The organism is Dyella silvatica (assembly GCF_026283955.1).
In the GTDB taxonomy this organism is placed as follows: domain Bacteria; phylum Pseudomonadota; class Gammaproteobacteria; order Xanthomonadales; family Rhodanobacteraceae; genus Dyella_C; species Dyella_C silvatica.
This window is the reverse complement of sequence record NZ_JAPDPE010000081.1, coordinates 1-24,719: the sequence shown is the minus strand read 5'-3', so window position 1 is coordinate 24,719 and position 24,719 is coordinate 1. Positions and strand designations below refer to the sequence as shown.

Annotated in this window: 25 protein-coding genes; 7 read left to right on the top strand and 18 right to left on the bottom strand. The window is 61.4% G+C overall.

Features of this window, described 5'->3' with window-relative positions; genetic code table 11:
- The 5 genes from OUZ52_RS15580 to OUZ52_RS15560 all read right to left on the bottom strand — a co-directional run.
- Positions 1–338 (bottom strand): hypothetical protein (locus tag OUZ52_RS15580; protein ID WP_266159439.1); only part of this gene is annotated, 338 nt, incomplete at its 3' end.
- A 71-nt stretch (positions 339–409) separates the two neighbouring features.
- The gene (locus OUZ52_RS15575) at positions 410–790 is read right to left on the bottom strand and encodes a hypothetical protein (protein ID WP_266159438.1); all 381 of its coding nucleotides are present in this window, start codon (positions 788–790) and stop codon (positions 410–412) included.
- 125 nt (positions 791–915) lie between these two features.
- On the bottom strand, positions 916–3,048 hold the full coding sequence (locus OUZ52_RS15570) for a M13 family metallopeptidase (RefSeq protein WP_266159437.1): 2,133 nt from the start codon (positions 3,046–3,048) through the stop codon (positions 916–918).
- Between the two features lie 334 nt (positions 3,049–3,382).
- Positions 3,383–3,781 carry a glutaredoxin family protein gene (locus OUZ52_RS15565; RefSeq protein WP_266159436.1) on the bottom strand — a complete coding sequence of 133 codons (399 nt, stop codon included), beginning with the start codon at positions 3,779–3,781 and terminating at the stop codon, positions 3,383–3,385.
- A 328-nt stretch (positions 3,782–4,109) separates the two neighbouring features.
- Positions 4,110–4,313, bottom strand: coding sequence for a hypothetical protein (locus OUZ52_RS15560; RefSeq protein WP_266159435.1), 204 nt, complete (start codon positions 4,311–4,313; stop codon positions 4,110–4,112).
- A gap of 531 nt (positions 4,314–4,844) precedes the next feature.
- Here OUZ52_RS15560 and OUZ52_RS15555 point away from each other — a divergent pair.
- Complete coding sequence (locus OUZ52_RS15555) at positions 4,845–7,331, top strand: alkaline phosphatase family protein (protein ID WP_266159434.1); 2,487 nt, start codon at positions 4,845–4,847, stop codon at positions 7,329–7,331.
- A gap of 241 nt (positions 7,332–7,572) precedes the next feature.
- Here OUZ52_RS15555 and OUZ52_RS15550 read toward each other — a convergent pair whose 3' ends face one another.
- From OUZ52_RS15550 to OUZ52_RS15520, 7 genes are all read right to left on the bottom strand, one after another.
- The gene (locus OUZ52_RS15550; RefSeq protein ID WP_266159433.1) at positions 7,573–8,439 is read right to left on the bottom strand and encodes a PA3715 family protein; all 867 of its coding nucleotides are present in this window, start codon (positions 8,437–8,439) and stop codon (positions 7,573–7,575) included.
- 44 nt (positions 8,440–8,483) lie between these two features.
- Positions 8,484–9,026, bottom strand: a complete 543-nt coding sequence (locus OUZ52_RS15545; RefSeq protein ID WP_266159431.1) for a lysozyme inhibitor LprI family protein — start codon at positions 9,024–9,026, stop codon at positions 8,484–8,486.
- Positions 9,019–9,834, bottom strand: coding sequence for a hypothetical protein (locus tag OUZ52_RS15540; RefSeq protein ID WP_266159430.1), 816 nt, complete (start codon positions 9,832–9,834; stop codon positions 9,019–9,021). Before OUZ52_RS15540 ends, OUZ52_RS15545 begins: the two co-directional genes overlap by 8 nt.
- A 100-nt stretch (positions 9,835–9,934) precedes the next feature.
- Complete coding sequence (locus tag OUZ52_RS15535) at positions 9,935–11,743, bottom strand: sensor domain-containing diguanylate cyclase (RefSeq protein WP_266159429.1); 1,809 nt, start codon at positions 11,741–11,743, stop codon at positions 9,935–9,937.
- Positions 11,744–11,754: 11 nt separating this feature from the next.
- On the bottom strand, positions 11,755–12,051 hold the full coding sequence (locus OUZ52_RS15530; RefSeq protein ID WP_266159428.1) for a hypothetical protein: 297 nt from the start codon (positions 12,049–12,051) through the stop codon (positions 11,755–11,757).
- A gap of 18 nt (positions 12,052–12,069) precedes the next feature.
- Positions 12,070–13,029: an SAM-dependent methyltransferase gene (locus tag OUZ52_RS15525; RefSeq protein WP_266159426.1), complete on the bottom strand. Its 960-nt coding sequence runs from the start codon at positions 13,027–13,029 to the stop codon at positions 12,070–12,072.
- Positions 13,030–13,289: 260 nt separating this feature from the next.
- Complete coding sequence (locus tag OUZ52_RS15520) at positions 13,290–15,506, bottom strand: prolyl oligopeptidase family serine peptidase (protein WP_266159425.1); 2,217 nt, start codon at positions 15,504–15,506, stop codon at positions 13,290–13,292.
- A 258-nt stretch (positions 15,507–15,764) separates the two neighbouring features.
- On the opposite strand from OUZ52_RS15520, the gene OUZ52_RS15515 reads away from it, so the two are divergent.
- The 3 genes from OUZ52_RS15515 to OUZ52_RS15505 are packed head-to-tail and all read left to right on the top strand — an operon-like array spanning position 15,765 to position 16,956.
- On the top strand, positions 15,765–16,223 hold the full coding sequence (locus OUZ52_RS15515) for a DUF1330 domain-containing protein (RefSeq protein ID WP_266159424.1): 459 nt from the start codon (positions 15,765–15,767) through the stop codon (positions 16,221–16,223).
- The gene (locus OUZ52_RS15510; RefSeq protein WP_266159423.1) at positions 16,220–16,609 is read left to right on the top strand and encodes a DUF2239 family protein; all 390 of its coding nucleotides are present in this window, start codon (positions 16,220–16,222) and stop codon (positions 16,607–16,609) included. The genes OUZ52_RS15515 and OUZ52_RS15510 overlap by 4 nt, the downstream gene beginning before the upstream one ends.
- Complete coding sequence (locus OUZ52_RS15505) at positions 16,606–16,956, top strand: GIY-YIG nuclease family protein (protein WP_266159422.1); 351 nt, start codon at positions 16,606–16,608, stop codon at positions 16,954–16,956. The genes OUZ52_RS15510 and OUZ52_RS15505 overlap by 4 nt, the downstream gene beginning before the upstream one ends.
- A gap of 26 nt (positions 16,957–16,982) precedes the next feature.
- On the opposite strand, the gene OUZ52_RS15500 is transcribed toward OUZ52_RS15505, so the two are convergent.
- Positions 16,983–17,360, bottom strand: a complete 378-nt coding sequence (locus tag OUZ52_RS15500; RefSeq protein ID WP_266159421.1) for a VOC family protein — start codon at positions 17,358–17,360, stop codon at positions 16,983–16,985.
- A 342-nt stretch (positions 17,361–17,702) separates the two neighbouring features.
- Here OUZ52_RS15500 and OUZ52_RS15495 point away from each other — a divergent pair, with 342 nt between their 5' ends.
- Complete coding sequence (locus OUZ52_RS15495; protein WP_266159420.1) at positions 17,703–18,362, top strand: glutathione S-transferase family protein; 660 nt, start codon at positions 17,703–17,705, stop codon at positions 18,360–18,362.
- A gap of 157 nt (positions 18,363–18,519) precedes the next feature.
- Positions 18,520–19,173, top strand: a complete 654-nt coding sequence (locus OUZ52_RS15490; protein ID WP_266159419.1) for a glutathione S-transferase family protein — start codon at positions 18,520–18,522, stop codon at positions 19,171–19,173.
- A 75-nt stretch (positions 19,174–19,248) separates the two neighbouring features.
- Here the strand turns inward: OUZ52_RS15490 and OUZ52_RS15485 are convergent, their stop codons facing one another.
- Positions 19,249–20,154 (bottom strand): LysR family transcriptional regulator, encoded by a 906-nt coding sequence (locus tag OUZ52_RS15485; RefSeq protein WP_266159418.1) that lies wholly within the window; start codon positions 20,152–20,154, stop codon positions 19,249–19,251.
- A gap of 112 nt (positions 20,155–20,266) precedes the next feature.
- Here OUZ52_RS15485 and OUZ52_RS15480 point away from each other — a divergent pair, with 112 nt between their 5' ends.
- The gene (locus tag OUZ52_RS15480) at positions 20,267–21,520 is read left to right on the top strand and encodes an MFS transporter (protein ID WP_266159417.1); all 1,254 of its coding nucleotides are present in this window, start codon (positions 20,267–20,269) and stop codon (positions 21,518–21,520) included.
- A gap of 8 nt (positions 21,521–21,528) precedes the next feature.
- On the opposite strand, the gene OUZ52_RS15475 is transcribed toward OUZ52_RS15480, so the two are convergent.
- The 4 genes from OUZ52_RS15475 to OUZ52_RS15460 all read right to left on the bottom strand — a co-directional run.
- Positions 21,529–22,113, bottom strand: a complete 585-nt coding sequence (locus tag OUZ52_RS15475; RefSeq protein WP_266159416.1) for an RNA 2'-phosphotransferase — start codon at positions 22,111–22,113, stop codon at positions 21,529–21,531.
- Between the two features lie 87 nt (positions 22,114–22,200).
- The gene (locus OUZ52_RS15470) at positions 22,201–22,842 is read right to left on the bottom strand and encodes a hypothetical protein (protein WP_266159415.1); all 642 of its coding nucleotides are present in this window, start codon (positions 22,840–22,842) and stop codon (positions 22,201–22,203) included.
- Positions 22,843–22,924: 82 nt separating this feature from the next.
- Positions 22,925–23,845 (bottom strand): TraB/GumN family protein, encoded by a 921-nt coding sequence (locus tag OUZ52_RS15465; protein ID WP_266159414.1) that lies wholly within the window; start codon positions 23,843–23,845, stop codon positions 22,925–22,927.
- A gap of 160 nt (positions 23,846–24,005) precedes the next feature.
- Positions 24,006–24,719 (bottom strand): S8 family serine peptidase (locus OUZ52_RS15460; RefSeq protein WP_266159413.1); only part of this gene is annotated, 714 nt, incomplete at its 5' end.

Sequence of the window (24,719 nt, the reverse complement as noted above, 5' to 3'; positions counted from 1 at the left end):
GTAGCGAACCCATGCGTCTGAATATCGTAAAGCAGCCAGGCGAACAGGCTGATCAGCGGTAGCCATATCAGCAGCATGGTGATCGCAAAGCCGTTGAAGGCGCGCTGCCTTCCGCGTCGCGCCAGCCACAGCAGCTTGCCGACAAAAGCAAACAGCAGCAGCGGCGAAAGCAGAAAGAAGATCGGCCAGAAAGGCGCGCTCCATGCAAGCAGGCCGCCGGCAAGCACAGCGCCATCGAGCACGATCAAGGCAACGCTGATCCCCAGCGCCGCCGTAAAACCCTCGAAGACGGAACTGGAGTCAGCTGATGGCGCCGGTTGCATGGATGAATCGCTCATCGCTCAGGCCTATGCCCATTCACAAGACGCGGCAGCCGCGCACTGATTAAAGCCATGCATGCCCGGCTCGATCAATGCGCTAGGTAGGTACCCATGACACCGTTACCCATATCGGCGACCAGGCCATGGTCCGCCCTCGCCTTGAGATCCAGCTGTTTGAAGGCCTGTGCACTACCCGCTGAGCCGGTCGAAAGCAAGGACACTTGCTCACCATGATGGCTCCAGCAACCCTTCGCCAGGTGATCCTCGGCGCCGTATGCCAGCATATAGTCGAAGCTGCCATCGGGCCGCAGCAGAATCTCCGAACCCACCTCGCTGACGCCTTCAAGATAGTAATGCCCTGCCAATGTCGCATCGGCAGGCGCGCAAGTGGCCGCCAGGGCGGCATTCGCGCCCAAGCCGGTGGCCACGCAGCAAGCGAGCAGCGCGGTATTTCTCAGCATGCGGTTCATATCGTGGATATTCCCTTACCTATGGCGAAAGAAAGCATCTGGCGGCCCCTTAACGTCTGGGTGCCGCCACGTGCCTGAGCATAGCGCCTACCCCATCGCCAAGCGCGACCGCGGCGATCGGGCGCTTACCAGATCTTCACCTGCTGCTCGGCCGGCCTGACCATCGCGTCGCCCGGCTTGCACTGAAAGGCGGCGGCGAAGGCCTGCATATTCGACGGCGCGCCGATCACCCGTAGCGAAGGCGATGCGTGCACATTGGTGCTGAGGTAGAGCAAGGCCTTTTTCTCGCGCATGCTTGAGCGATAAATACGGGCCCAATTGAGAAAGAAGCGCTGCTCCTGGGTATAGCCATCGATTTGTTTCGCCGCATCATTCGGGCTCTTTTGCAACGCGGCCTGCAAGGCGTCATAGGCTACATTCAGGCCGCCCAGGTCGGCGATATTTTCGCCCAAGGTTAACTGGCCATTGGCATGTAGCTCGGGATGGTCCTTGATCGGCGCGTACTCGTTGAACTGCCGTACCAGTTGGTCGGTGCGCGCCTCGAACTGGGCGCGGTCGCCCTTGCTCCACCAGTTCTTATTGTTGCCCGCACCGTCGAACTGGCTGCCTTCGTCGTCAAAGCCGTGGCTGGCCTCGTGGCCGATGACCGCACCGATACCGCCGTAGTTGATCGCATCGTCGGCGCTGGCGTCGAAGAACGGCGGCTGCAGGATCGCTGCCGGAAAATTGATCGTGTTGTCAGAGGCGTTGTAGTAGGCGTTAACCGTCTGCGGGGTCATGCTCCACTCTTTGCGGTCGGTGCGCTGGCCGATATGAGCGATGTCGTAGCGGTAGTTGAACTTGACCGCCGCCTTGACGTTGGCGTAGTAATCGCCCGGCTTGATCTCAAGGCCGGACCAGTCGCGCCACTTCTCCGGGTAGCCAATCTTCGGCAAGAACGTATCCCACTTGGCGATTGCCTTGGCCTTGGTGTCGGCGCTCATCCAATCCAGTTTCTCGATGCGCGCTTTCAGCGCGTTGCGCACGTTGTCGACCAGTACCTCGGCGCGCTGCTTGGCTTCGGCGGTGAACATCTTGGCCACATAGAGCTGGCCTAGCGCCTCGCCCATATCACCGTTGACGGTAGCCAGCACGCGCTTCCAGCGCAATTTTTGCTGTGGCTGCCCGGACAAGGCCTGGCCGTAGAACGCAAATTTGGCCTGCTGGAAATCTTCGGATAAATCGTTGGCCGCGCCATCGATCGCATGGAAGCGCAGATACGCTTGCCACTGCGTTACCGGCGTGCCTGCGAGCAGGTTGTCGAGCTGGGCAAAGAACTTCGGCTGCGATAGCGAAAAGCCTTTGACACCGGCCAGGTCTTGCGCGCTAAAGAATGCCTGCCAGCTGAAGTGCGGGGTAACCTTGTCGGCCTGGGCGAGGGTCAGATAGTGGTACTGATTCTTCAAGTCGCGCTGTTGCTCCGGCGACAGCGAAGCATGGGCGAGCTGGGTCTCGAATTTCATCACCTCGTCGGCCTGCGCTTTCGCGTCGTCCGCAGGCACACCGACCAGCTGCAGCGATGTGACGATGTAAGCGACATAGGCCGCGCGGATATCGGCGTACTTCGGCTCGCTGTAGTAGTCCTTGGTCGGCAGGCCCAGGCCACCCTGGCTGGCGTAGCCAATCTGCATCGTGGCGTCTTGGTAGTCCGGGCTGGCGCCAAAGTTGAACAGCGGCTGCTCGCCCTCGCTGAAGCTGCGGTCGATGTAGTCGACCACGTCGGCCGACGACTTGAGCTTGCCGATCGCATCTAACTGCGGCTTGATCGGCTCGAAGCCAGCCTTGTTGATGGCGTCTTCGTTCATGCCCGAACGGTAGAACCAGCCGATCTTCTGCTCGATCGAACCGGCCTGCCCACGGTCGGCGCCTTGGTTGGCCGCATCCACGATCTCATGCTGCGTGTTGAGACTGCTCTCGGCCAGCGCATCGTAGGCACCCCAGCCGCTGCGGTCTTGCGGAATCGGATTGGCGGCCACCCATTTGGCGTTGACGAAGCCGTTGAAGTCCTGGCAGGCAGCGATGGTGTTATCCAGCTCGCTGACGTCGAACGGTCTTTTTGCAACAGGCGCGGCGGCAACGCTGGCCGCCCTTGCCGGCATCGCGCTGCTGCTTTTGGCGGGCGCGGATGTGTCGGTGGCGGCTTCGTGCTTGCCGCAGGCGCTCAGCGACAAAGCCAGGCTTAACGCAATGGCCATGGGCTTTAAATGGAGATTGGTCATGGATACCGCTCTAGGTGATGCGTCCAATCGGACATAACAGACGTGGCATGGCCCATCTCCAGCAGCTGCATCGCCGGATACCGCCATGGCTTCGCACGCTAAGTCACCAGCCTGGCGTTACCCAGTGTCGAAGGTCAGGGGATACAACAGCACTATCCGCGCTGTGCCGAAAAGGCATCCTCGGTTGCAGCAAGCATCGCCAGCGCCTTCGCCGATGATTCGAGCATCGGCAAATCGGTGCTACGAAGAAGACTTAAGATCCCACCGCCGGGCCGGCAGGCTCGCTGTGATGATCAGCAAAACTAGCGCTGCTCGAGAACAGCCGAACCCGCGATCAAGGCGACGGCGGAGAGGCAGAGAAACTCAATGCGTTGTCGAGCACCGCGGCACGGAAGCCACGGATTTTTGTGTTGGCGGTAAGCAGGATAGGCACGGTCTTTTCGTCCAGCGTCAAGTACAGCTTCATCGCATCAGGCGATTTATCGATGACATAGTCCTGATAGTCCAAGTGACGGCTGGCAAGATAATCTCGTGCTTGCTTGCAATGCGGACAGGTCGATGTGGAGAAAAGCACCAGCGATTTACCGCTGGCCTGGAGGTACTTGCCGTAGTCGCCATGTTGGACCGGACCCGGTCGCATCCAGGCGCTAATCGTCGGTCCGGCCAGCTTGCCGCCAAACATCCCAAGCGCGAGGAATACCGCGATCACAAGCACGGCCTTGGCGAATTTCATCGGTGATGATCCTGCCTTGTTTCGCTAGCCACGGAAGCTCGCTTTATCCGCGTCGTCACAGCGTGAATCGAACGGCCCGCGGCACAGTGCCACAGCAAGGCACGACCGCATGCATCGACATCCAATACCCCGTCGATACTCGCGTATCGACGGGGCTCGCAGACTCCATCACGCGTGCGTCAGTGAGTTATCCCGAACGTTTTGGTGCGACACGTCTTAAGCGGGGTGGTTTTGAAGCGACGCTGTTCTTCAGCGGTGCTGCTCTTAAGCGATACCGTATTTAAGCGGTACAGTTCTGGTGAGTCGCCCTGCTGCTATCGCACAGACTTTATTCACCGCCACCGGAGCAGATATAGGGGCAGTCGAAATTACACAATGCGACGACCGCAGGATTGGTCGAGGTACCCTCGCACGAGGCAAGACAGCTGGTCAGGCAACTGACGTCGTCCGCCTTGGCGGACACATTGATGGCAAAGGCTAGCCCGAAGGCAAAGGCGCAGAGCGCCGGAAGTAGAGGACGCTGGATCTTCATTGCACTATCTCCTATGCATACCTGGGTGAGGTCAAAGGGATAACGCGCAGCCAGAAAGTGCTGATGGGAGCAACCATGCGCTGACTGCACGGCTGTTGTATGCCTATTCCCCTGGCCAATATGTGACGGCCATCGCGGCTCGTTCTTCATGGTGTATAGACTTCTATACGGTATTTTCACGTTGTCTAGCGCAGACATGCCGTTCGGTGATCCGCCATCCGGTGCGTCTTTCGATGGCTGTGTGCGGGATGCGCCGCGCCGTGGCAAGCAGTCACATGCGGCGAGTCAGCGCACAGCTTTCCAGCCGCGTAAACAGCCATGTCCGGCATCGCACTAGACAGGCGCGGCCACCTGCGCAGTCGCTTACATTCGCCTGACCCCAATCCCGCATGAAATGCGCAGCGGGGCACTCACTTCATACGCACGCTCATCCGCCTGCCACGCGCGCATCAAAGCGCCAGCAGGCGTACGAGTGCGGCTGCGTGATGGTGCTCGTGCCCCGCTTATTCCATTCCCTTCGGAGACAGTGCAATGCGTACGCTCGCAAGTATGGCTCGCTGCAGTTTCATACCGTTGCTGTTGGTTGCCACCGGGGTTGCCGCCCAGACCCGCACAACCGTCGTTTCCCGCCCCGACCATGTGGTCGTGGTCATGATGGAAAACAAGGACTACGCCGATATCGTCGGTAACGCCGATCCAAACACCGGTGCGCCGTTTATCAATGCGTTGCTGCCGATTGCGGCGAGCTTTACCGATTCGCACGGTGTGCAGCATCCCAGCGAGCCCAACTATATGGAGCTGTTCTCCGGCGGCTCGCAAGGGATTACCGCCAATGAAACACCGGCCAAGCTGCCGCTGACGGTGTCCAACCTCGGCGCCCAACTCCAGGCCGCGCACTACTCCTTCAGTCAGTTTGCCGAAGGGCTGCCGTCCGATGGTTTTGCCGGCACGGCCGAGGCTGGATATACGAGCCCGTATGGCACCTATTACCCGAGCGAAAACGTCGCCATCTGGTGGACCAGCACCGCCAGCCCGCAGCCACTCAACACGATGCTGCCCTCGGTCATGCACACCATGCAGGATTTCCCGACCGATTTCAGTACGCTGCCGACCGTCTCTTTTGTGCACGCCACCGAAGACGACAATATGCACAACGATGGCGTCAATCACGGCGACAACTGGTTGCGCTTGCATATGTCCAGCTATGCGCAGTGGGCGATGACGCATAACAGCCTGCTGGTTCTCACCTGGGATGAATCGCGCAGCGACGCTCCGGATACCAACCACATCCCAACACTGTTCATTGGGCCGATGATCAGCCCCGGCAATTATTCGGAAACCATCAATCACTACAACGTGCTGCGTACGCTGGAGGATATGTACGGGCTGCCTTATGCCGGCGCGGCGGCCAGCGCCAACTCGATCAGCGACGTCTGGAATACCGCGGCACCGCAGCCGGTGGTGTCGCTGGACAGCCCCGGCAATTTGAGCAGCGCCACCACCGGTGCAGCTATTACGCTGAATGCCAGCGTGATTGCCAACGGGCACAACATCACCAAGGTCCAGTTTTATAACGGCAGCACGCTGCTGGGTGAAGCAACGCAGGCGCCGTACACCTTCAGCTGGAATCATGCCGCCGTCGGCAGCGACACGCTTAGCGTCAAAGCGTTATACGACGGCGGCAAGGTAGTCAGCTCGGCGCCGGTATACGTCACGCTGACCGGCCCGCTGGTCCCGGTGGACACCACCGGCCTGGCCAGCTATCTCAGCTTCGACAACACCCTTTACGCCCAGGCCGGCACCCATAATGCCAGCGTGCTGAGCGGTACCGCGCGATACGTCGCGGGCAAATTCGGCGCCGCCGCAAGCTTTCGCAATAACGGCAGCAGCGGCGTGCCCAGTGATTGGGTGGCTTCGCTGGGCAACATGGAAAGCGTCTATGCCAATGATTTCACGGTATCGCTTTGGCTACGAACTGCCTCGACCACCGATGCCGCCATTTTCGGCAACAAGAATTGGACCAGCGGCAGCAATACGGGTTGGCTGGTAGCGACGACGCTCAGCAAATCGGTCAACTGGAATACCGTCGGCGGCACGCGTCACGATGTGGGGCTGACCCTCGCCGATAGCCAATGGCATTTGATCGATATTACGTTCAGTCGAACGCAAAACCAGGTCACCACCTATCTGGACGGCGTGGCGCAAAACACCAGTCCGCTCGGCACCAGCGGAACCGCCTCGCTCAACGCGAACTTCAACACCTTGATCGGCGGTAGCGGCAACGGTGCGTACTCGGGTACGGCCGATATCGATGATCTGGCGATCTGGTCGCGCGTGCTCAGTGCCAGTGAAGTGTCGAACATCTATCAAGGCGGCCAGGCCGGCGAGGCACTATTGGCGATCGGCCAGACCGGCAACGCGCTGATCGCCGGTTTCAGCTTTACGGTCAATGGTCTTGCCGCCAGCTTTACCGATAGCTCCACCGACAGCGGTGGCAGCATCGGCAGCCACGCCTGGAACTTCGGCGATGGCGCAAGCTCGACCGCGGCCAACCCGAACCATACCTACGCCGCGGCCGGCAGTTACAACGTCACCGAAACGGTCAGCGATAGCGCCAGCGGCAAAACCAACGCGAAAACCATCGCCGTCAGCGTGGCCGCAAGCGGCAATAGCGTATTCAGCAATAACACGCCCATGAGTATTGGCGACAACGCCACGATGGCCAGCAGCATCGCGGTAAGCGGTCGTAGCGGTAATGCCTCGTCTGCACTGAAGGTGCAAGTAAGCATCGCGCACAACTGGTCGGGTGATCTGACGATTACCCTGATCGGCCCGGACGGCAGCCAGGTCGTGCTGCAAAACCCGGACTACAACGACGACGGCGACATCAATGCGACCTACACCGTCGATGCCTCGGCGATACCAGCCAATGGCAGCTGGCAGCTCCAAGTGTCGGACGATGACGGCGGGGTACCCGGTGATTCCGGCACGCTGAACAACTGGAGCCTGTCGTTCTGACGTTTGTCGACCGTCGGCTTGCCCACGGTGAAACATGCATTGACGTCGTGATGAAAGGTGGGTGGGGCCTCCAGCCCCGCCCACTTCAAGCCACCGACCTCGACGGCGCCAGTTGCTTTAGCTCGGCCCGCACGCTCACCCATAGACGCGAAACGTGTCCAAAGACGCGGGAGCATCAAGCCACGCAGCTAACCTGTGGCGCTTCGCCCTCTTGACCATGCCAGTCGCTTGTGACGGACGGCTATTTGTAGCTTTGCCCATCGAAATGAAGCGTGACTATTTTTTTGCCGGGAGCAAGCGCAGGGCACTTCGTGGCGGAAGCATCATCATCCACGTCACTGGATGTTGCCGTTGTCGCCAATCGGAGGTCGGCCAGCCCGTGACTGTTGCCGGCACCGACCATGACGGTCGTCGTCAATGTCGTTGCCGATTCCGCACAGGTCGGCGGAGGCTCTGAGCCTGTTTCATATGAGGCCTGCCACTCCGATGCATGGGTCGACAATATCCGATCAAGGCGACTGCCATGCTGCAGGTACAGGGTCAGACTCTCCACACGGTTGTTGATGCAGCGGCAATGGCTGGCGTTTATCGTGCGAACACCAAAGGCACGCTGCCCCTTGGCCAGAACATAGCGTCCGGTGTCGATTGCCATGCCCTCGAACCGCTCTCCATCGTCCTCGATAGCCGCGTCCTCGTGACGATGCGCGATGATCTGCCCGTCGCCGAGGTCGATGACGAGCAGATCGAGATCGCGCTCCTCCGCAGCATAGCCCTGTTGCGGCTGGCCAGTGATCTCTTCGCCGTGAACATAGGTCAGCGCCACGATGGCTCGATCAGAGTGGACCGGGTCCAGTCTGCACGCAGCGTTGCGTCCTTCGCGCCAGAAATCGGCAGCACCGGCAAAATGCAGCGCCTTGGCCGCGCTCGCCGTGGTGTCTTCGGCGCATGCCAACGCGTCGACCCCAGCCGCTGAAGTCTTTCCGGCGGCGCGCTCAGCGGCAGACGGATGAGCCCAGCTCAAGGTGTGTGGGCCCATCGCCAACGCAAAGAGCATCCATCTGAACAACGCGATGGCGCGCTGCCTGCGCGAGGCATGCGGTATGTTCAAGTATCTTCTCCAAAGAACCAGCAGGCAGTCACGGCACATCGCCCTCAGCGCGAAAGATAGATGTCGCCTTTATCGGCGGTAACCGTTCCGGTCCAGTAGCCAAACGCCGAATCGCACGGCTCCTGCGATGGCTCTGCCGAGCGCACCTCGAAGGTGCCGCTTCGCCAGGAAATCTGGCCCAGCCGGGCATGCCCGCAATCGTCGAAATGCAGCGCGCCGAAGACATGCACGAACTTGCCGATGTAGGCCTTGGCGTGCTTTGACAAATAAGCGGGGTCTACAAACCGGTAGTCGGCCACGGTGGCTGACAAGGTGATCTGTCGAGCATAGAGATCATCCAGTCGCTGCCATCGCCGCCCCATGATGGTTTTAAGACAACCGAATTCACCCTCGTCGTAGGGCTGCCATGTGGGGGTATTACGGCAATCGTTGCGTTCCATCAACCAGTGCCGCTGACCATCCACCAGATCGTTCAGGTCCTGATCTTTATAGCGCGAGCGCAGGTCGAGAAAACTCGCTGCGATGTGCTGGTCCGCTTCCAGCAATTCGGGATGAGCGCAAATGATCGACTCCGGTGAGTCATGCATTTTCGGCAGCGAGTTTGGCCGGCGACGCGTCCTCAGTAGTTTCCTCGTCTTCGATGCCATTGACATAGGTGACCACCGAACTCAGTGTTGGCTGAGTGCGCCATAGGGACGATGCCGGCTGACTGGTGCAGCCGGCGTCGGTCCAGATGAGCGGGCCATCCACACCGACGATGTCGACCAGGGTGTGCGGCATGGTTTCCAACTCGCCAAGCAGGGTCGCCTGACCCTCGCGGGTTGCGAGGACAGCGGTCTTTATCGCGCGGCAGTCGCCCCCAGGCAATCGATATATCTCACCGAGCACAAAGGTCAGGGTCAGGCGGCCTTGGGTTGCGCTCGCCGTATGCTTAGCGGCGCGATATGCCGGCGGCAAAACAGCCTTTAGCTCGTCCCGCAACGGCAGATCACTTTCCAGCAAGGGAAGAGCGTGCATCTCGTGCGTACTAACCAGCCGCGTTACATATTGATCGGTATAGGCTTGCAGGCCCTGCACGGGAAGATCGAGCATCCAGTCCGTCGACTCACTGGCGCCAGCGCACTGAAAAGGCCGGTCGCGACCCAACAGCCAGATAGGGCGCTGTTGTTCGCATGCGGCGCGAAAGGCATCGACACCGCCTTGTGGCATCCCGACCCGCTGTCCATCGGGCAAAGCCGTGATCTCGGCGAAGGATACCCCTGCGAGCTTGCTGGCTCCTTCGGGCGGATTATCGGCATGCACACCATCGCAGGTAAGCAGCAGTGCGAGGGCCCAGCTCAAGATGATCGCGACACGCCCGGCAAGGGCACCACGTCGCGCAACGAGATCGTGCATGCCTTCCCCCGGGCTATGCGTCAAAACGGCGACTGCAGTATCGAGCGACAATGTGGCATCGAGGTGGCGAATGGATCGTGATTTGATGCCGGATCCCGAGCTATCGCTTGTGCAGTAGCCGAAGATTCACTTCATTCGAATCGACCAGACTGTCGTTCTCGTTGTCGGCGATGACGCGATTGCGACCGGTGCGCTTGGCCCGATAAAGCGCGGCATCCGCATCCCGGCATAGGCGCTGCAAGCCGTAGCCAGAAGTGTCGGTGGAGGCGAGGCCGACGCTGACCGAAAACGATATGACACAGCCATCGCCATCGACCGGCGTGGCCTCGATCGCCATGCGGATGCGATCGGCGATGGCCATACCCTGCTCGCGCGAGCAATCGAGCAGCATGATGCCGAATTCTTCGCCGCCGAGGCGGCCGAACAAATCGGTGGGACGCAATTTCTGCTGGCAGATCGCCACCGAATGCCTCAACACGGCATCACCCATAGCGTGGCCGTGGGTGTCGTTGACCTGCTTGAAGTGATCCAGGTCGAAGGATATCAAGCAGGCGGTACCGTACTTTCTCTCCAGCAGGCGCAAGGCGCGATCGGCCTCGCTGATGAAGTGCTGGTGATTGGAAATGCCGGTAAGCCCGTCGTGGCAGGACAGCTTTTTGAAGCGAAGCTGCGAGCGTTTCAGGCGGAACAGCCAGAAGACAATGGATATCAGCACCAGCACCAACAGCACGATATAAAGCCGGCTGGTCTCGACCGCCTTGGTATCGAGCGCCTGTTGCAGGCGCAGGATGTTGTTCTGTTTGCCCAGCCTTTCTGTCTCCAGCTTTTGCGCCAGCATGTGTTGCTGGGCTACCTCGTAGGCCAGGGCCCTGGCACTGATGTCGTTGAGATAACCCTTGTCCTGCGCGACATAGCGCTCGTAGTACGACAGCTCGGCGGTGGTATTGCCGCGCTTTTTCTCGACGAGGTAGAGCACCTCAAAGGCATCCTTGCGCCATTCGCTGATGTCATCCGCGGAGCCCATGGCCACCGCGGCAAGCGCCGCTTTCCTGGCGTCGTTGTCGTTGCCCAGCCTCAAGTAAGCCTGGGCCCGCTGCACCTGCGACGACAACAGGTGCGGGTAGTAATGGTTGATCTCGATACTGGGGCCAATCCGGTCCAGCAGGGCGATCGCCTTGGCTGGCTCAGCCTCGTCCAGATAAAGCCCGCTCAGCACCAGCCACATGGCATTGGCGATCACCGGTTGCCGGGCGGCGACGCAGGTATCGATAGCGCGTTGCAACTCCGGGCTGGTCGATGACAATCGCTTGCCGTTGGAGAGCGCCGCGGCTGCCAGGGAGAGCGGGCGGCAAAGCGTCTCGCCCGGGGGCATGGCGTTTTCCATCATGCGTGCGTAATTGATGGCCAGATCGGTTTGGCCGGCCAGATCCAGCATCTGCGACAGGTTGATCAGCACGCTGAAGCGGGTCTGCGGGTCCTTGATTTCGGGCAGGTTGGTGGTCAGGCGATTGGCCAGTGCAAAGGCTTCTTCGTAGCGTCGATTGGCCGCCAGATTGCTCAGCAACAGCGCCGATGCCTTGGCCGCCAGGATCACGTCACCGGAGTGATCGATCACCTCGTGCAGCTGCGCCTCGGACTTGCTGTAGTCACCCTGGAACATGGTCTCCCATGCATCGAGATAGCGCAGATACCATTGCTCGGCCGGAGTCACCCGGGGCGCTTCATGGTGGATCTGTTCCAGCCGCTGCACGAACTGCGGGTGATCCTTCAGGCGCAGGCTTTCGGTCTGTCGCAGGAAGGCGGCGGGGTCAGTGATAGCTGTGGCGGCATGGCCAAGCTGCAAAAGCACGCAACCGGCCAGGCCCAACAACGTGGGCCATGGCCGGAAGCGGCTTTGCAGACGAGGCATGCTGCGTCGGTCTAGTGTAGAAGCGACGCGTTGCCTTGCTCGGGCGTCGGAAGCTCGTTCGGTGCTTCCTCCTCGTCCGGGGCTGGCTCGTCCTCCTCGTGACCGGGAGACTGGGTAATTTGCGGCGTTTGCATGGGTATATACCCGAGCTCCGCCGACAGCAGTGAGCTGTCACCGTGTGCCGCCGCCGACGTGAGCGCCGCCGACGCCTGCGCCTGTGCCAGCATGTCGCTCAGTTCCTCGGCCGAGGCGTGACGCAGTGAGGCGTCCCGACCAATGGCCTCCAATAAATCTATCGTGTCCGACATCTGACTCCCCTGTTTTCTTTAAATTATCGTGCGGCAGCTTGATAAAGCATCATGACAGCCGTCATCCGTTGTTACGGATAGCGCCTGCTGCCATCCATGCCCGCCTCCCCCGAGGCGTTCGTGGCAAGGGCGCCTCTCACCTCCTGCGAGGGCACCCGCCTGGTCCAGTTTATCCAGTGCTTCCAGTCGCTGCTGAATAGCCAGGTTGGGTTTTAAGGCTACGGCCGGCGGCAGCACCACCGTTTCCTCGGTGGTCAACAAAACCTGCGGCAAATCGCGCAGGGCAACCCGCCGGATACGCGGCTGCTCGATCGGCAAGGTGGCCCCACGGTAGATGATCACCTCGTGGTCGAGCGGGTAGTCGCGGCTTAGCAGGTCGACCAGCACCTGCCGGTAGGCCGGGCCGGTCTCGAAGCGCGCCAGCGAGCGATCGCCGACCAGCCCCACCTGCCACAGCACCAGATAGCCGGCAGGGTCGATGCGCCGCTCGAAGAACAGCAGCTGACTGGCCTCGAAGTGCTGGCAGCCGAAGCGGCCGGGATCGATGCCCAGGTCGGCATAAAGACAGTCCTCGGCGGAAATACCCGGCTCCATATGGGCCTTGAAGCCCTCCGCGCGGGCGACCTCGATCACCTTGTGCGGCGACCAGGCGAAAATACCGGGGTGACCGTAGAACACCCCGCAGACACGCTTGCCGGCACGCACCTCGGTCATCATCAAATCGACCCATTGGCGGTAGGTGCGCATGCGCGACTTGCCCACTTGGTAGTAGGGCTGCAGGCTGCGCACATCGGCATGCATGCGGTGCAGCCACATCTCCACGACGCCATCGGAAAGCGCCGCGAAAACCACGTCGGCCTGCTCGATATGGCTGCGTGCCAGCGGCGTGAGGTGAGAGCCCAGGGTCATGCCCATCCCGACACAGGCCAGGCTGCCGCGGCGCGCGTCGTTCGATGGCGATAGGGTGGCTGTTTTCATCGCGCGATAGTAGGGCAATTTCCGGGACGGAAGCATGCCGAGGAGGCGAGCGACATAGCAAGCGAACCGACCGCCCCTGCCCTCACAGCTCCCGCGTCAGGGGCCAGCGGCGACCTGTCACGATTCAAACCACACGGCCGGGATGGTTTGCGGATCGCCCCTCGATGCATCGTGCCGGCACCGTCAGTAACCGACTGGCTCAAAGTCAGCGCCCGCTTGCAGGCCACGCGGACGCTGTCACCCGCCCCACCAAGCGCCGCTCAGGGCCGCGGCAGTTGCGCATCCATGAAGGCGAAGAGGTCGGCGTACAGAGTGGCCTCGGCGCCGAGCGAAACCTGCATGCCATGCCCGCCCTGGGCGTCGGTGCGGATCCACACCGGCCGGCCGCTGGTATTGGCGGCGCGCAAGCGTGCGGCGAACTTGCCGGTCTCCCACGGCGCGACCCGACTGTCGTTGAGGCCAACGCCCAGCATCATCGCCGGATAAGCGGTATGCGGGCTGATGTGCTGATAGGGGTCCATCGCCAGCACCGAGGGAAAATCCGCCGCCTTGCGCGGATCGCCCAGTTCACCGATCTGGTTGGCGCCGTTGGCGGCCTGCATCAGGCGCACCGGATCAAGCAGGCTGACCAGGAACACCGCCGCACCGAACTGCGTGGGATAACCCACCACCGCGCCGCCGATCAGCAGGCCGCCGGCGCTGCCGGCGACCAAGCCGGTACGCTGCGGACGGCTGTAACCGAGCTCGCTCAAGCGCGCCACGCCGGCGACGAAATCTTCCACGCCTTTGTACTTGTTCGGCCCCTTGCCGGCCAGATGCCAGGCTTCCCCCTTCTCGCCGCCGCCGCGAACGTGCGCATAGGCGAAAATATTGCCGCGCTTGACCCACTCCAGCCGGACCGCCTTGAATGACGGCACGATCGACAAGCCATAGCTGCCGTAGGCGAACAAGATGGCGCGATGACTGCCATCGAGCTTGCTGTCCTTGCGGTGCAGAATCGTCAGCGGCACGTGCGTGCCGTCTTTGCTGACCAGCTCGGTCTCGGTCGCTTCGATCATGCTGTAATCGGCCGGACTGGCTTCGTCCTGGCCGAGACTGCGCAAGGCCGCGCCCGCTACCTCGTAGCGCCATGATTTGGGTGGCGTGATCCAGCCTCGCAGTTCAAGCAGAAACCCATCTTGGTGGCCGTCGGCATGGAATAGCGAGGCAGCGCCCGCCAGCGGCATCGGTATCGTTTCGACCTTGCCGCTGGCGTAATCGATGCGGCGGATGCCGTCGATACCTTGCCTGGATACTTTCACATACAAGGCGTCGCGCGCCGGCGCGACCTGCTGCGCGTCGTTAAGCGTGATGCCGACGATCATCTCGTCGCCCTGCAGCGGCAGGATAGAGCGCGCATCGGCGATCGACGCATGCGGCCGCGACAAATCCAGCGCGAGCAACTGGCCATTGGAACGTTCACGGCTGGAGACCAGATAAAGCATGTCGCCGTGAATAGCCGCCGCCTGCACCTTATCGTCCAGGCCGACGATGCAGCGCCAGCTCGCAGCGGGTTTCACCGCCTCGGACTGTGTCGCCACGCAGTAGCTCAGCTCGGGCTGCGCAGCCGCCGCTGAAGCCAGCGCCCAGCGCGAACCGGCGGGAAAATCGATCAGCGGAAAGCGATTCGCGGCCATCGCGAACGAGGTACTGGCGCCCGGCCCGGTACCGGCGCGCAGCAATACCGGATCCTGCGCCGACGGCGTACCCAGCCGATGCAGAAGCAGGCGCATATCCTGCATCGGATCGCCGCCGGTGCGCTGATCGGGTGGCGCCATCTGGGTATAGGCGAAACCGCTGCTGTCGGGCAGCCAGTTGGCGCCGAACTCGCCCCATACCGGTTCCACCGCATCGCCGGTGAGTTTGCCGCTCTTCACATCGAGCACCTCCAGGCGAGTGACTTCGTTGCCGGCGTGATCGGTGTTCAGCGCCACCTTGCTGCCGTCCGGCGAGGGCGTGAACAGGGTGATCGAGGCATGCCCGCCAGCGCCGGTCAGCGTTGCCGGATCCAGCAGCACACGCTCAGAGCCATCCGCCTCGCGCACCATCAGCGTGCCGCTGCCCTGCGCCTGGCGAATGAAAAACAACTTGCCGTCGACATAGCGTTGCGCCCGATAGATCACGGTGCTGCCATTGGTCTTTTGCAGGGTCTGCTGCCAATCCTTCAGCGTGGGCAACGCGTCGAGCTTGGCGCGCGTGTCGTCACCCTGGGCGGCGAGCCATTGCTGGAACTCGGCGTTGTGCTCGCCCTCCATCCAGCGATAAGGATCGTGCAAGGTGGTGCCAAAGAGATGATCGACGGCATCCACCGTGCGTGCCGGCGGCGGCGTATCCGTCTGCGCGGCGAAAGCAGGCAACGTACTAAGCGTCAGCGCACCGGCCACGGCGACAAGACGTAACGGGAGACGACGACCGCGCAAGCGAGTAGTGCGATACATGGCGAAGTCCTTGGGGCGTGTGAAGGAATAAGCCTGGCGACACATCGTGGCGCAGCCTGCGGCGGCGGCGACAGCGCCATCGGTCATGCCCTGCGCTGGAGCGCCACTGCCTTATTTAAACCCGGGTACTATTGTCACGAAAAATATACCCGGGTATATTTTGCAAAACCCATACCCCAGCTCACCCGACAACCCAGGCCAGCCGCACCGGCCCAAGCGTCGCCGTGCGCAAACCGATCACTGACACCAGGATTTCTCATGACCGCTGCAGCCATGCCTACCGTCTATCTTGAGCCGAGCCAGTCATCCGGGCGCGCCTTTGTGATGCGACAAATGAGCGGCAACATCGTCATGCTCAACCTGCTCCGTTTTCGCGCCATGGCCGACTACGCGGCGACGCCGCAGCTGGCCCCGCCCACCCCGATCAGCGGTGCCGCCGCGTTCGAGCGCTACATCCAGCACACTTTGCCGCTGCTGCATGAGACAGGCGGCGATATCCAGTTTGTCGGCGCGGGCGGCGCCTGGCTTATCGGGCCACCCGACGAGCACTGGGATATGGCGATGTTGGTGCGCCAGCAAAGCGCCGAATCGTTTCTGGCCTTCGCCTCACAGCAGAGCTACCTGGCAGGCTTGGGCCACCGCACGGCCGCGGTCGAAGACTCGCGCTTGTTACCGCTGTCAGAGATGGCCCACACCCTACGCAAGAGCAAGCCATGAACACCACACCGGATACCGACGCCGCTGTGTCGATGCAAGCCCAGGCAGCAGCACGACAGGTCTGCTTGCTGCCTCGGCACTGGGCCTGGCTGGCCGAGCAGCCAAGTAGCGCCAGCGCCGCGTTGCGATGGCTGGTCGACGACGCACGCCACGATAAAGACGGCCGTTACCGGGTGCGCCAGGCCAAAGAAGCCTGCTACTGGTATATGCGTGACGCCGCCGGCGATCGCGCGCATTTCGAAGCAGCCATCCGCGCACTGTTTGCCGGCGAGGTTTCGACCTTGCAATCACTGATAGCGAGCTGGCCTGTCGACATTCGCGAAAAGATCCACGCGCTCAGCGCACCGATAGGGACAGATGTCGCCGAAACGCGGAGCCCGCCATGAACCGAACCCGACGCAAAGAACTCACCCTGGCTTACAAAAACACGCCGCCGCCGATGGGCATTTTCTGTATCAGAAACCTGGCTAGCGGCAAAATGCTGATCGATCAAAGCACCCATCTGGCCGGCTCATTGAATCGCCATCGCATGGAGCTTCAACTGGGCACGCATCGCAACAAGGCATTGCTGGCGGATTGGCAAAACTACGGCCAAGTCCAGTTTGCGTTCGAGGTGCTTGAGGCGATCCCCCAGCACCCCGAGCCGGATTTCGACTACGCGTCGGAATTGGCCCGGCGCCTTCGGCTATGGCGGGCCAGGATTCCCCAGGGCTCGGCGGGCTCTTACCTGTAATGGCGCATGCAGCGAAGCGACGCGCCTCAACGAGGTGCTTGCTGCCAGATACCGAGCACGTTACCGGCGGGGTCGCGAAACCTGGCCACCCATAGATCGCCTTCAGCATAGGGCTCGGTGACTATGTCACCGCCGCTCGCGGTGATTTGCGCAAGTGCGGCATCGATGCCATGGACATAGATATAGGCAAGCACCCCAGGGCTGGCGGATATCGCACGCCCGGTGACCCATGCGCCGATGGTGTCACCGCTCGCATCGGAAAAACCAAGATGCTCGGTACCTTGGCCACGAATCTGCCAATGAAAGTTCGCCTGATAAAACGCCGCGGAAACGTTCACGTCCAGCGCTGGAATTTGCAGATAGGCGAGCCGGCCATGATCGAAAATATGACGACTGGAATTCACAATGCCCCCTTTACGCGTGGTGCCGATATGCGGCGTCTGATCGATGCAGCCGACAGCAGGACGCCCCCCGATCGGCGCTAAGCTTACCCAGGCCTAGCTTGACTCAACACGTCGCAAAAACATACGCATAAAAGCGGCGGATAACCCGCCCTTCGGCATCGCGCAACGCCACTGCCCCCTGCCATGCCAGCGGTCTTGAATGCAGGGCGCCAACGCGCTGGAATCGATGCCATAACCGTCACGCCGCCGTGTCGATTTCGCCACCCCTCGTTCGTCGTTAGCTAGACAGACCCTGTCGCTACTGCCGACGCATCCATTTTTTTTAAATCGAGGTGACCCACGATGACTTTGGAACTCTACGCCCACCCCTTTTCCTCCTACTGCCAAAAAGTGCTGGTCGCGTTGTACGAAAACAATATCGCGTTCGAATACCACCTGCTTTCGCACGACAACCCGCCCTTGATGCAGGCCTTTGCCACGCTGTGGCCGTTGCAACGCTTTCCCCTGCTGGTGGATGCGGGCCGCATGGTGATCGAGTCCAGCACCATCATCGAATATCTCGGCCTGCATCATCCGGGGCCGGTGTCGCTGTTGCCGTCCGATGCCAACGCGGCCATCGAGGTTCGTTGCATGGATCGCTTCTTCGACAACTACATTGCGACGCCGCAGCAAAAGATCGTCTTCGACGCGCTGCGCCCCGAAGCGGAGCGCGACACGTTTGGCGTGGCCCAGGCACGCAGCATGCTCGAGACCGCTTACGGCTGGCTCGACAAAATCATCGCCGGTCGCGAATGGGCGGCCGGGGACCGGTTCAGCCTGGCCGACTGCGGCGCCGCACCCTTTCTGTTCTATGCCGACTGGACGCATCCCATCGATGCATCGTTGACCAACGTGATCGCCTACCGACGGCGGCTATTGGCACGCCCGTCGTTCGCCCGCGCTGTCAATGAAGGCCGTCCGTATCGCCCGCTGTTTCCGCTCGGTGCACCCAACCGCGATTGATGCTGTCGCTTATAAAAACCTGGTTATGACGCCTGCCGCCAGCAGCTACTTCGTTGACAGACCGAGCATGGAAGGGAATCGTTTTTCATCTCGATGTGTTTGCCTTGACGGTTCGCCAGCCGCGCAACCCATGATGTTCGCCAAGAGGAACCACACCATGACCATCACCATTACTGCCTTTGAACGGTCGCCCGATGGCGGCAAGGGGCTGGCGCGCGATACGCGCGTTCGCTGGGCGCTCGAAGAAGCGGGCCTGGCCTACGAAGTTCGCCTGGTGTCGTTCCAGGCGATGAAGGAACCCGCCCACCTGAGCCTGCATCCTTTCGGCCAGATTCCAACCTATGAGGAAGGCGACCTTACCCTGTTCGAGACAGGCGCGATCGTCTTCCATATCGCCGAACGCCATGCAGGCCTGTTGCCGGCCGATGCCCATGCCCGCGCACGCGCGATCACCTGGATGTTTGCCGCACTCAACAGCGTGGAGCCGGCAATCCTCGAACTCGTCACCGCCAGATTTCAGGAGGGCGACAAGCCCTGGACTAAGGAGCGCATACCTCTGGTCGTGGATCGCATCCGCCATCGGCTAAACCTGCTTTCTGCTCGCCTGGGCGATGCCGACTGGCTCGATGGTGCGTTCAGCGCGGGCGACCTGATGATGGTGTCGGTGCTGCTCCGACTGCGGCTGTCGGGCATTCTGGATGAATTTCCGACACTCGCCGCCTATGTCGCCCGCGGCGAAGCGCGCCCTGCCTATCAGCGGGCTTTCGCTGCGCAATGGGCGATTAACGCCGCCAAGCCAGTAGCCGGCTGACTGTGCTGCATCCTGGCTGCGACGTCGTCATCCGGGTTTTCGTCTGGTCGATGAGGCCTGACCCTAAGCGCCGCCTTACTCTGCCTGCCGCAACACCGCCGCAAGGTGCGCGTCCAGCAACGCCAGGACGGCGCGCGTTTTCGGCGGAATCGGCCTGGCTGCCGGGAACAAGGCATGAAGGTCGAAACCCGGCACCTGGTAATCCGGTAGCAGCGGTTTCAATTGGCCGTCGGCGATGGCCTCGGCACAAACCGGCGCTTGCAGCACGCCGATACCCGCGCCCGCCAGCAGCAGCGTGTGCACTGGCCGCCAGTGACTGGCACTCCAGGCTACGCTCACCGGCGCCTGCACCATCGCTTGCCGGGCACCGAGCAAGGGCAACTGGCCATCATTGAACAGGCCGGTGACGCGAATGAAAGGGTGTGCGGCCAACTCGTATGGTTTGTTGGGTATGCCGTGCCGGGCGAGATAACTGGGGGCGGCCACCAGTACACGGCGTACATGACCGAGTTTGCGCGCGACGAAATTTCCTTCGCCGGGCGGCCCCAGCCGCAACGAAATATCGACCCCTTCGGTCACCGGATCGACGACGCGGTCGTTCAACAGCAAGTCGATATTCAACTGCGGATGCTGCTCGCGCATGCGCAAAAGTAGCAACGGCAACACGACTTCGCCCAGGCCTTGCGGCGCGGCGATGCGCAGTGTTCCGCGCAAGGTCTTGTCGTCCTGGGTGACTACCGCTTGCGCAGCTTCTGCCGCTTCAAGCACGCGTTTGCTGCGCTCGTAAAACAGCATGCCCACATCGGTGATAGAGACTGCCCGCGTGTTACGGCGTAGCAAACGCGTGCCGAGGTGTTGCTCCAGCCGCTCGATGCGTTCGCTCACGGCCGGCTGGCCCAGACCGAGATCTCTGGCGGCGGCCGACATGCTGCCACGCTCCACCACTCTCACATAGATACGCATCGCGGCCAGTAAATCCATGCGCGGAGCATATCGGTCTTTCCGATAAATGTAATCGGCGCCGGCAGCCTACCGAGGCCGGTCCCGGACGCCTACTTTGTGCCCATCTTTCCTGCCCTGATGGCGCCTATCCATGTCTCGACTCGACCTCAAACGACTAGGCCCTTGCCTGCTGGCTATCGCCATCGACGCGATGGGTTTCGGCCTCGTCTATCCGATGATGTCGGCCATCTTCAGTGACCCGCATACCAGCGTGCTGCCGCCCGGCATGGATCTACATCTGCGTAATTTCTACCTTGGCCTGGGCTACGCGGTGTATCCGTTCGGCATGTTTTTCGGTTCATCGCTGATGGGCGAACTATCCGATGCCTTCGGCCGCCGAAACATCATGTTGTTGTGCGTGCTGGGTTTGTCGGCCAGCTATTTCATGATGGCCTTCGGCGTGACCTGGCCCAGCATCTGGCTGCTGCTGGCGGGGCGTGCGTTGAGTGGTTTGATGGCCGGTTGCCAGGGCATTGCGCAAGCGGCGATCACCGATGTGAGTACGCCCGAAAACAAGGCTTACAACATGAGCATCATGTCGGTCGCCTTCAGTGCCGGCGTGGTGATCGGGCCGATCCTGGGCGGCATCGCCTCGGACCGCAGCATCGCTGCATGCTTCAACTACGGCACGCCGTTTTTGCTGGTGGGCATCGTGTCGCTGCTATGCGCGATCTGGACCTGGAAGTTCTACCGCGACAGCAGCGCGGCGACAGGCAAGGCCAGTATCAGCCTTACGCTACCCCTGCGAGTGATTTACCAGGCCGCCCGGCACAAGACCGTCGCTTTTCTATCGCTGGTCTTTTTCCTGATGCAGATCGGCTATGGCTTGTATCTGCAAATGATCATGCTGCTGTTGCAGAAAGACTTTCACTACTCCAGCCTGCAACTGGGGCTATTCAGCGGAATGATCGGGGTATTTTTCGTGATCGGCCTGCTGGTCGTGGTGCGGCTGATGCTGCGGCTGTGGAACGTCGTCGATATCGCCAAGACCGGCTTGCTGATCGCCGGCGCAGGCCAGATCCTTTCCGCGCTATACCCCCACGAAGCGCTGCTGTGGTTCCTGGCTGCCTGGGTCGGCTGTTTCGACATGGTGGCCTACACCATGATGTATACCGCCTTCTCCGACGCCGTCACCGAGGATCGGCAAGGCTGGGCGCTGGGCATCGCCGGCTCGGTGATGGCGCTGGCCTGGGTCGTCACCGGCCTACTCACCAACTTGTTGCCGCTGCTGGGCGAAACCGGCTTGCTGTTGCTCGGCGGTGTGAGTTTCGTGCTCAGCTTCTTGCTGATGTTTGTTTATGGGCGCCGCCGCGCAACCACCGACACGGCGGTTGCGGCGACATAACGCAGCGCTTACGAAAGTGCTTGCGAAGGCGACTCGGGCGTCAGGGCCGCTTCCTTCTTGCCGATGTATTTTGGCGGCACCGCATTGACCAGCCAGACACCGTTGTCCGCCTGAAAAAACGCATGGCCTTCCGCGTGCATCGCCAGGGCATCGATACCCAGAACGACGGGTCGCCCATGCCGCTTGCCGACCGCGATGGCGGTTTGTTCGTCGGACGATAGATGTACGAATTGACGGCTGCCCGGCTTGAGGCCTTCCTGCAGAATGGCCTCGAGAAAGCGCGTGGCGGTGCCGTGAAAAAGGCGCGGCGGCGGGCACACGGGCTGTAGGCCCAGATCCACCGTGACGGAATGTCCCTGGTTCGCGCGAATTTTTGTCCCGTCGTCGCTGAGGGCGAAGCGTTGCTTGTCGTTGGTCAGGACTATCGTTTCGATCCGCTCCTGCGTCAGTTGCTGACCATGCGCGTTGGCGCAACGAATCACCTCGGAGAGCAGCGCCCAACCGCCGCTATCCAGAGTGAGCCCGATCGACTCGGGCTCATGGCGAAGCACCAGACTTAGAAACTTGCTTTGCTGCTTAAGATTATCGCTCACGTATCCCGCTCCTGAATTTCATGCCGCACCTGTTCGTACAGGATGCATTCCTTTATCGCTGCGCCGCAAAGACGCGGCGCGCCCTTGTCAGGGACGCCAGACCGCGAGTTTTCCATCCTCGGCAACGGCATGCAGAATCATCTGCCCGCGCCAATCCACGAGCAGAAGATGCGCTGCCGCATGCAAGGTGATGAAAGCCTGGACCAGTTGCCGGTCGTCGCCATCGATGATGGCTGACAGCACATGGATGCCATGCTCGTCGGCAAGCCCGAACAAGGTGACATCCGACGACGGCCGCAGGCTGAATCCGTCGGCGACCTGACCCAGCGCCTGCGAGGTGGTCAGCAGGATAGGTGCGTTACCGAGCCCCGCGCGAAACATCTCAGCCAGCCGATTCAGCGCATCGCGTCCTGGCATGACGGGAACCGGCGGCAATTGGCGTGCATAGATTTCAGTCCAACCGTTCGCGTTGCGATGACCCCGTTCGAAAGCCTTGTATTGCTTTAGCAGGCCTTGCAGTTCTTCCAGGCGAGCTGCCGGAAAAAATTCGATCTGACGCCACTCATCCTCGTGAAACTGCGGGGCACCTTCGAAGGAAGCTGGCGTTGGCGTGACAAAGATCAGCTCATCCATGGCAATGGTCGGCAACGAATAGCCGATGGTCTCGGTCCTGACCATCTCGGCGGCGTCGTCCGTTTCCTGGCTGTAAGTATCAGATGGCGAATTCATGGAGCAGTCCATTTCATGAGAAGAACAATCCTTCGGGCCGATGGGGATGCGCAGCCCATGGGCCTGATGGCGCATGCGTCGATCAAATGCGGCGCACCACCAGCCCGCTCCGCTTCAACTGGACCAGCAGGCTTTCCGGCCCGACCAGGTGATACAGGCCGACGACCGTCATCGCCGGTTTCTTATTGTCGAGCATCGCGTTGAAACGCGGTATCCAGTTGCGATTGCGTTCGACGACGATTTTCTTGACCAGCTCGGGATAGTGTTCCGTCATGGCATTGACGATGGCCGTCGCGCGATCGGCACGCCCAAGCGACCAATCGGAATAGATGCGCTCGCCTTCCGTGGGGCCCGCCAGGATTTCGTCAAGCGCGTAACGAAGAAACTGCACGTCCTGCGCCGGCGTCATGCTGCTGAACCAGGCGAAGACATCATCCTGCATCGCAAACTCGCTCGAGGTGGCAATACCGGCTTTCTCCGCCTGTGCCACAAGCACGCGGTCGGCGGATTTATCCGACAACCCGGCGACCTGGTAATAGGTGTCTTGCAAGCTCGCGCCGGCCGCCCATGGCCGATACGTCGCAAGACTGTCGAGTGGCACGCGGCAGAACTCGGCAGCCTTCGCCAGCCGCGCGTTGTCCTCCTTGGTCAGCCACGACGACAAGGGTTGGTCCGGCGCCGTGGCAAATCGCGTGAGCAGACTTTGCATGTCGGCGCGATGCTTGTGGCTGGTTTCGGTCCATAGCGCCGAGCATTCGGGCAGCAGGCCTTCGATACGCGCATCGTGCCAATCGTGGACGCGCGGGGGTGTTTCGCCGAACAGATAGACCCTGGATCCTTTTCCCTCGACCGACCATAACGGCCATGCCGGTGCAGCGGCGACCGATGCAGACCACGCCGGCATCGTCCTGGCGGTGGCGGCAAAACCCGCTGCCGCAGCCAGTCCGAACAACACGCGCCGCCTGCCGTGCAACAACGTCGAACCATCCATCGAATCAGACATCCGCGACTGCTCCCGTATGAGTGTCATCGAGGCTATGGCTGGCGATAGGCCGTCAGTAGTGTCGTAGGTCATACCGTGCTGTTCGGCACGGTGCGGCACGCTAGCGCGTGACCGGCATCCCCTCTCTCGCCGACATGGAACAAGAGAGGGGATGCCTTTATCAGCGTTGGCTACCCGCCATCTGCACGGCTTTATAGGTATCCAGAATGCCTGCGCCGATAGGCTGGTCGCTCGGTACATGCGCGGCTGCCGCGGACGACGTCAATACCGAACTCACTTGTGCCGGGGTCAGCAAGGCCTGACCGAGGCTTAAGCGATAGCTCTGCATCAAGGCCACCGCACCGGCCACATGAGGGGTGGCCTGCGACGTGCCAGCCATGGCCCCATAGCCGGCCGCGGCTGGCGTTGTCGCGCCCTCGTTGATCGCCGACCAGATGGAACCGGTGGTGGCCTGATCGCCGTCGGAGGCATCGTTGCGATATACCCCACCACCGGGGGCGGCCAGCGTGATGCCGCTGCCGTAGTTCGAGTAGAACGCACGCTGGCCCGTAATGCCCGTGGAAGCCACTGCGACAACACCTGCACAATTCGCCGGCGACGAAGTCGCGACGTCCTGGTTTTCATTGCCCGCCGCCACGACTACCGCCACGCCACGGCCAATCGCGCCACTGATCGCACTTCCCAGCACGCTTTCGGCCGGGCATTCCCCACTGCCGCCCAAGCTCATGCTGATGACATTGGCCGGATGAGTGTTATCAGGCACACCATCCACATGCCCACCCGATGCCCAGGTAATGGCATCGGCAATATCGGCGTTCGAACCGCCGCAATGACCAAGCACGCGTACCGGCACGACCTGCGCATTAAAAGCGGT

Excerpts from the sequence above, each read along its gene's own strand:
- OUZ52_RS15575 (WP_266159438.1), bottom strand. The coding sequence starts at position 790 with ATGAACCGCATGCTGAGAAATACCGCGCTGCTCGCTTGCTGCGTGGCC.
- OUZ52_RS15570 (WP_266159437.1), bottom strand. The coding sequence starts at position 3,048 with ATGACCAATCTCCATTTAAAGCCCATGGCCATTGCGTTAAGCCTGGCT.
- OUZ52_RS15565 (WP_266159436.1), bottom strand. The coding sequence starts at position 3,781 with ATGAAATTCGCCAAGGCCGTGCTTGTGATCGCGGTATTCCTCGCGCTT.
- OUZ52_RS15560 (WP_266159435.1), bottom strand. The coding sequence starts at position 4,313 with ATGAAGATCCAGCGTCCTCTACTTCCGGCGCTCTGCGCCTTTGCCTTC.
- OUZ52_RS15555 (WP_266159434.1), top strand. The coding sequence starts at position 4,845 with ATGCGTACGCTCGCAAGTATGGCTCGCTGCAGTTTCATACCGTTGCTG.
- OUZ52_RS15545 (WP_266159431.1), bottom strand. The coding sequence starts at position 9,026 with ATGCATGACTCACCGGAGTCGATCATTTGCGCTCATCCCGAATTGCTG.
- OUZ52_RS15540 (WP_266159430.1), bottom strand. The coding sequence starts at position 9,834 with ATGCACGATCTCGTTGCGCGACGTGGTGCCCTTGCCGGGCGTGTCGCG.
- OUZ52_RS15535 (WP_266159429.1), bottom strand. The coding sequence starts at position 11,743 with ATGCCTCGTCTGCAAAGCCGCTTCCGGCCATGGCCCACGTTGTTGGGC.
- OUZ52_RS15530 (WP_266159428.1), bottom strand. The coding sequence starts at position 12,051 with ATGTCGGACACGATAGATTTATTGGAGGCCATTGGTCGGGACGCCTCA.
- OUZ52_RS15525 (WP_266159426.1), bottom strand. The coding sequence starts at position 13,029 with ATGAAAACAGCCACCCTATCGCCATCGAACGACGCGCGCCGCGGCAGC.
- OUZ52_RS15520 (WP_266159425.1), bottom strand. The coding sequence starts at position 15,506 with ATGTATCGCACTACTCGCTTGCGCGGTCGTCGTCTCCCGTTACGTCTT.
- OUZ52_RS15515 (WP_266159424.1), top strand. The coding sequence starts at position 15,765 with ATGACCGCTGCAGCCATGCCTACCGTCTATCTTGAGCCGAGCCAGTCA.
- OUZ52_RS15510 (WP_266159423.1), top strand. The coding sequence starts at position 16,220 with ATGAACACCACACCGGATACCGACGCCGCTGTGTCGATGCAAGCCCAG.
- OUZ52_RS15505 (WP_266159422.1), top strand. The coding sequence starts at position 16,606 with ATGAACCGAACCCGACGCAAAGAACTCACCCTGGCTTACAAAAACACG.
- OUZ52_RS15495 (WP_266159420.1), top strand. The coding sequence starts at position 17,703 with ATGACTTTGGAACTCTACGCCCACCCCTTTTCCTCCTACTGCCAAAAA.
- OUZ52_RS15490 (WP_266159419.1), top strand. The coding sequence starts at position 18,520 with ATGACCATCACCATTACTGCCTTTGAACGGTCGCCCGATGGCGGCAAG.
- OUZ52_RS15485 (WP_266159418.1), bottom strand. The coding sequence starts at position 20,154 with ATGGATTTACTGGCCGCGATGCGTATCTATGTGAGAGTGGTGGAGCGT.
- OUZ52_RS15480 (WP_266159417.1), top strand. The coding sequence starts at position 20,267 with ATGTCTCGACTCGACCTCAAACGACTAGGCCCTTGCCTGCTGGCTATC.
- OUZ52_RS15470 (WP_266159415.1), bottom strand. The coding sequence starts at position 22,842 with ATGAATTCGCCATCTGATACTTACAGCCAGGAAACGGACGACGCCGCC.
- OUZ52_RS15465 (WP_266159414.1), bottom strand. The coding sequence starts at position 23,845 with ATGTCTGATTCGATGGATGGTTCGACGTTGTTGCACGGCAGGCGGCGC.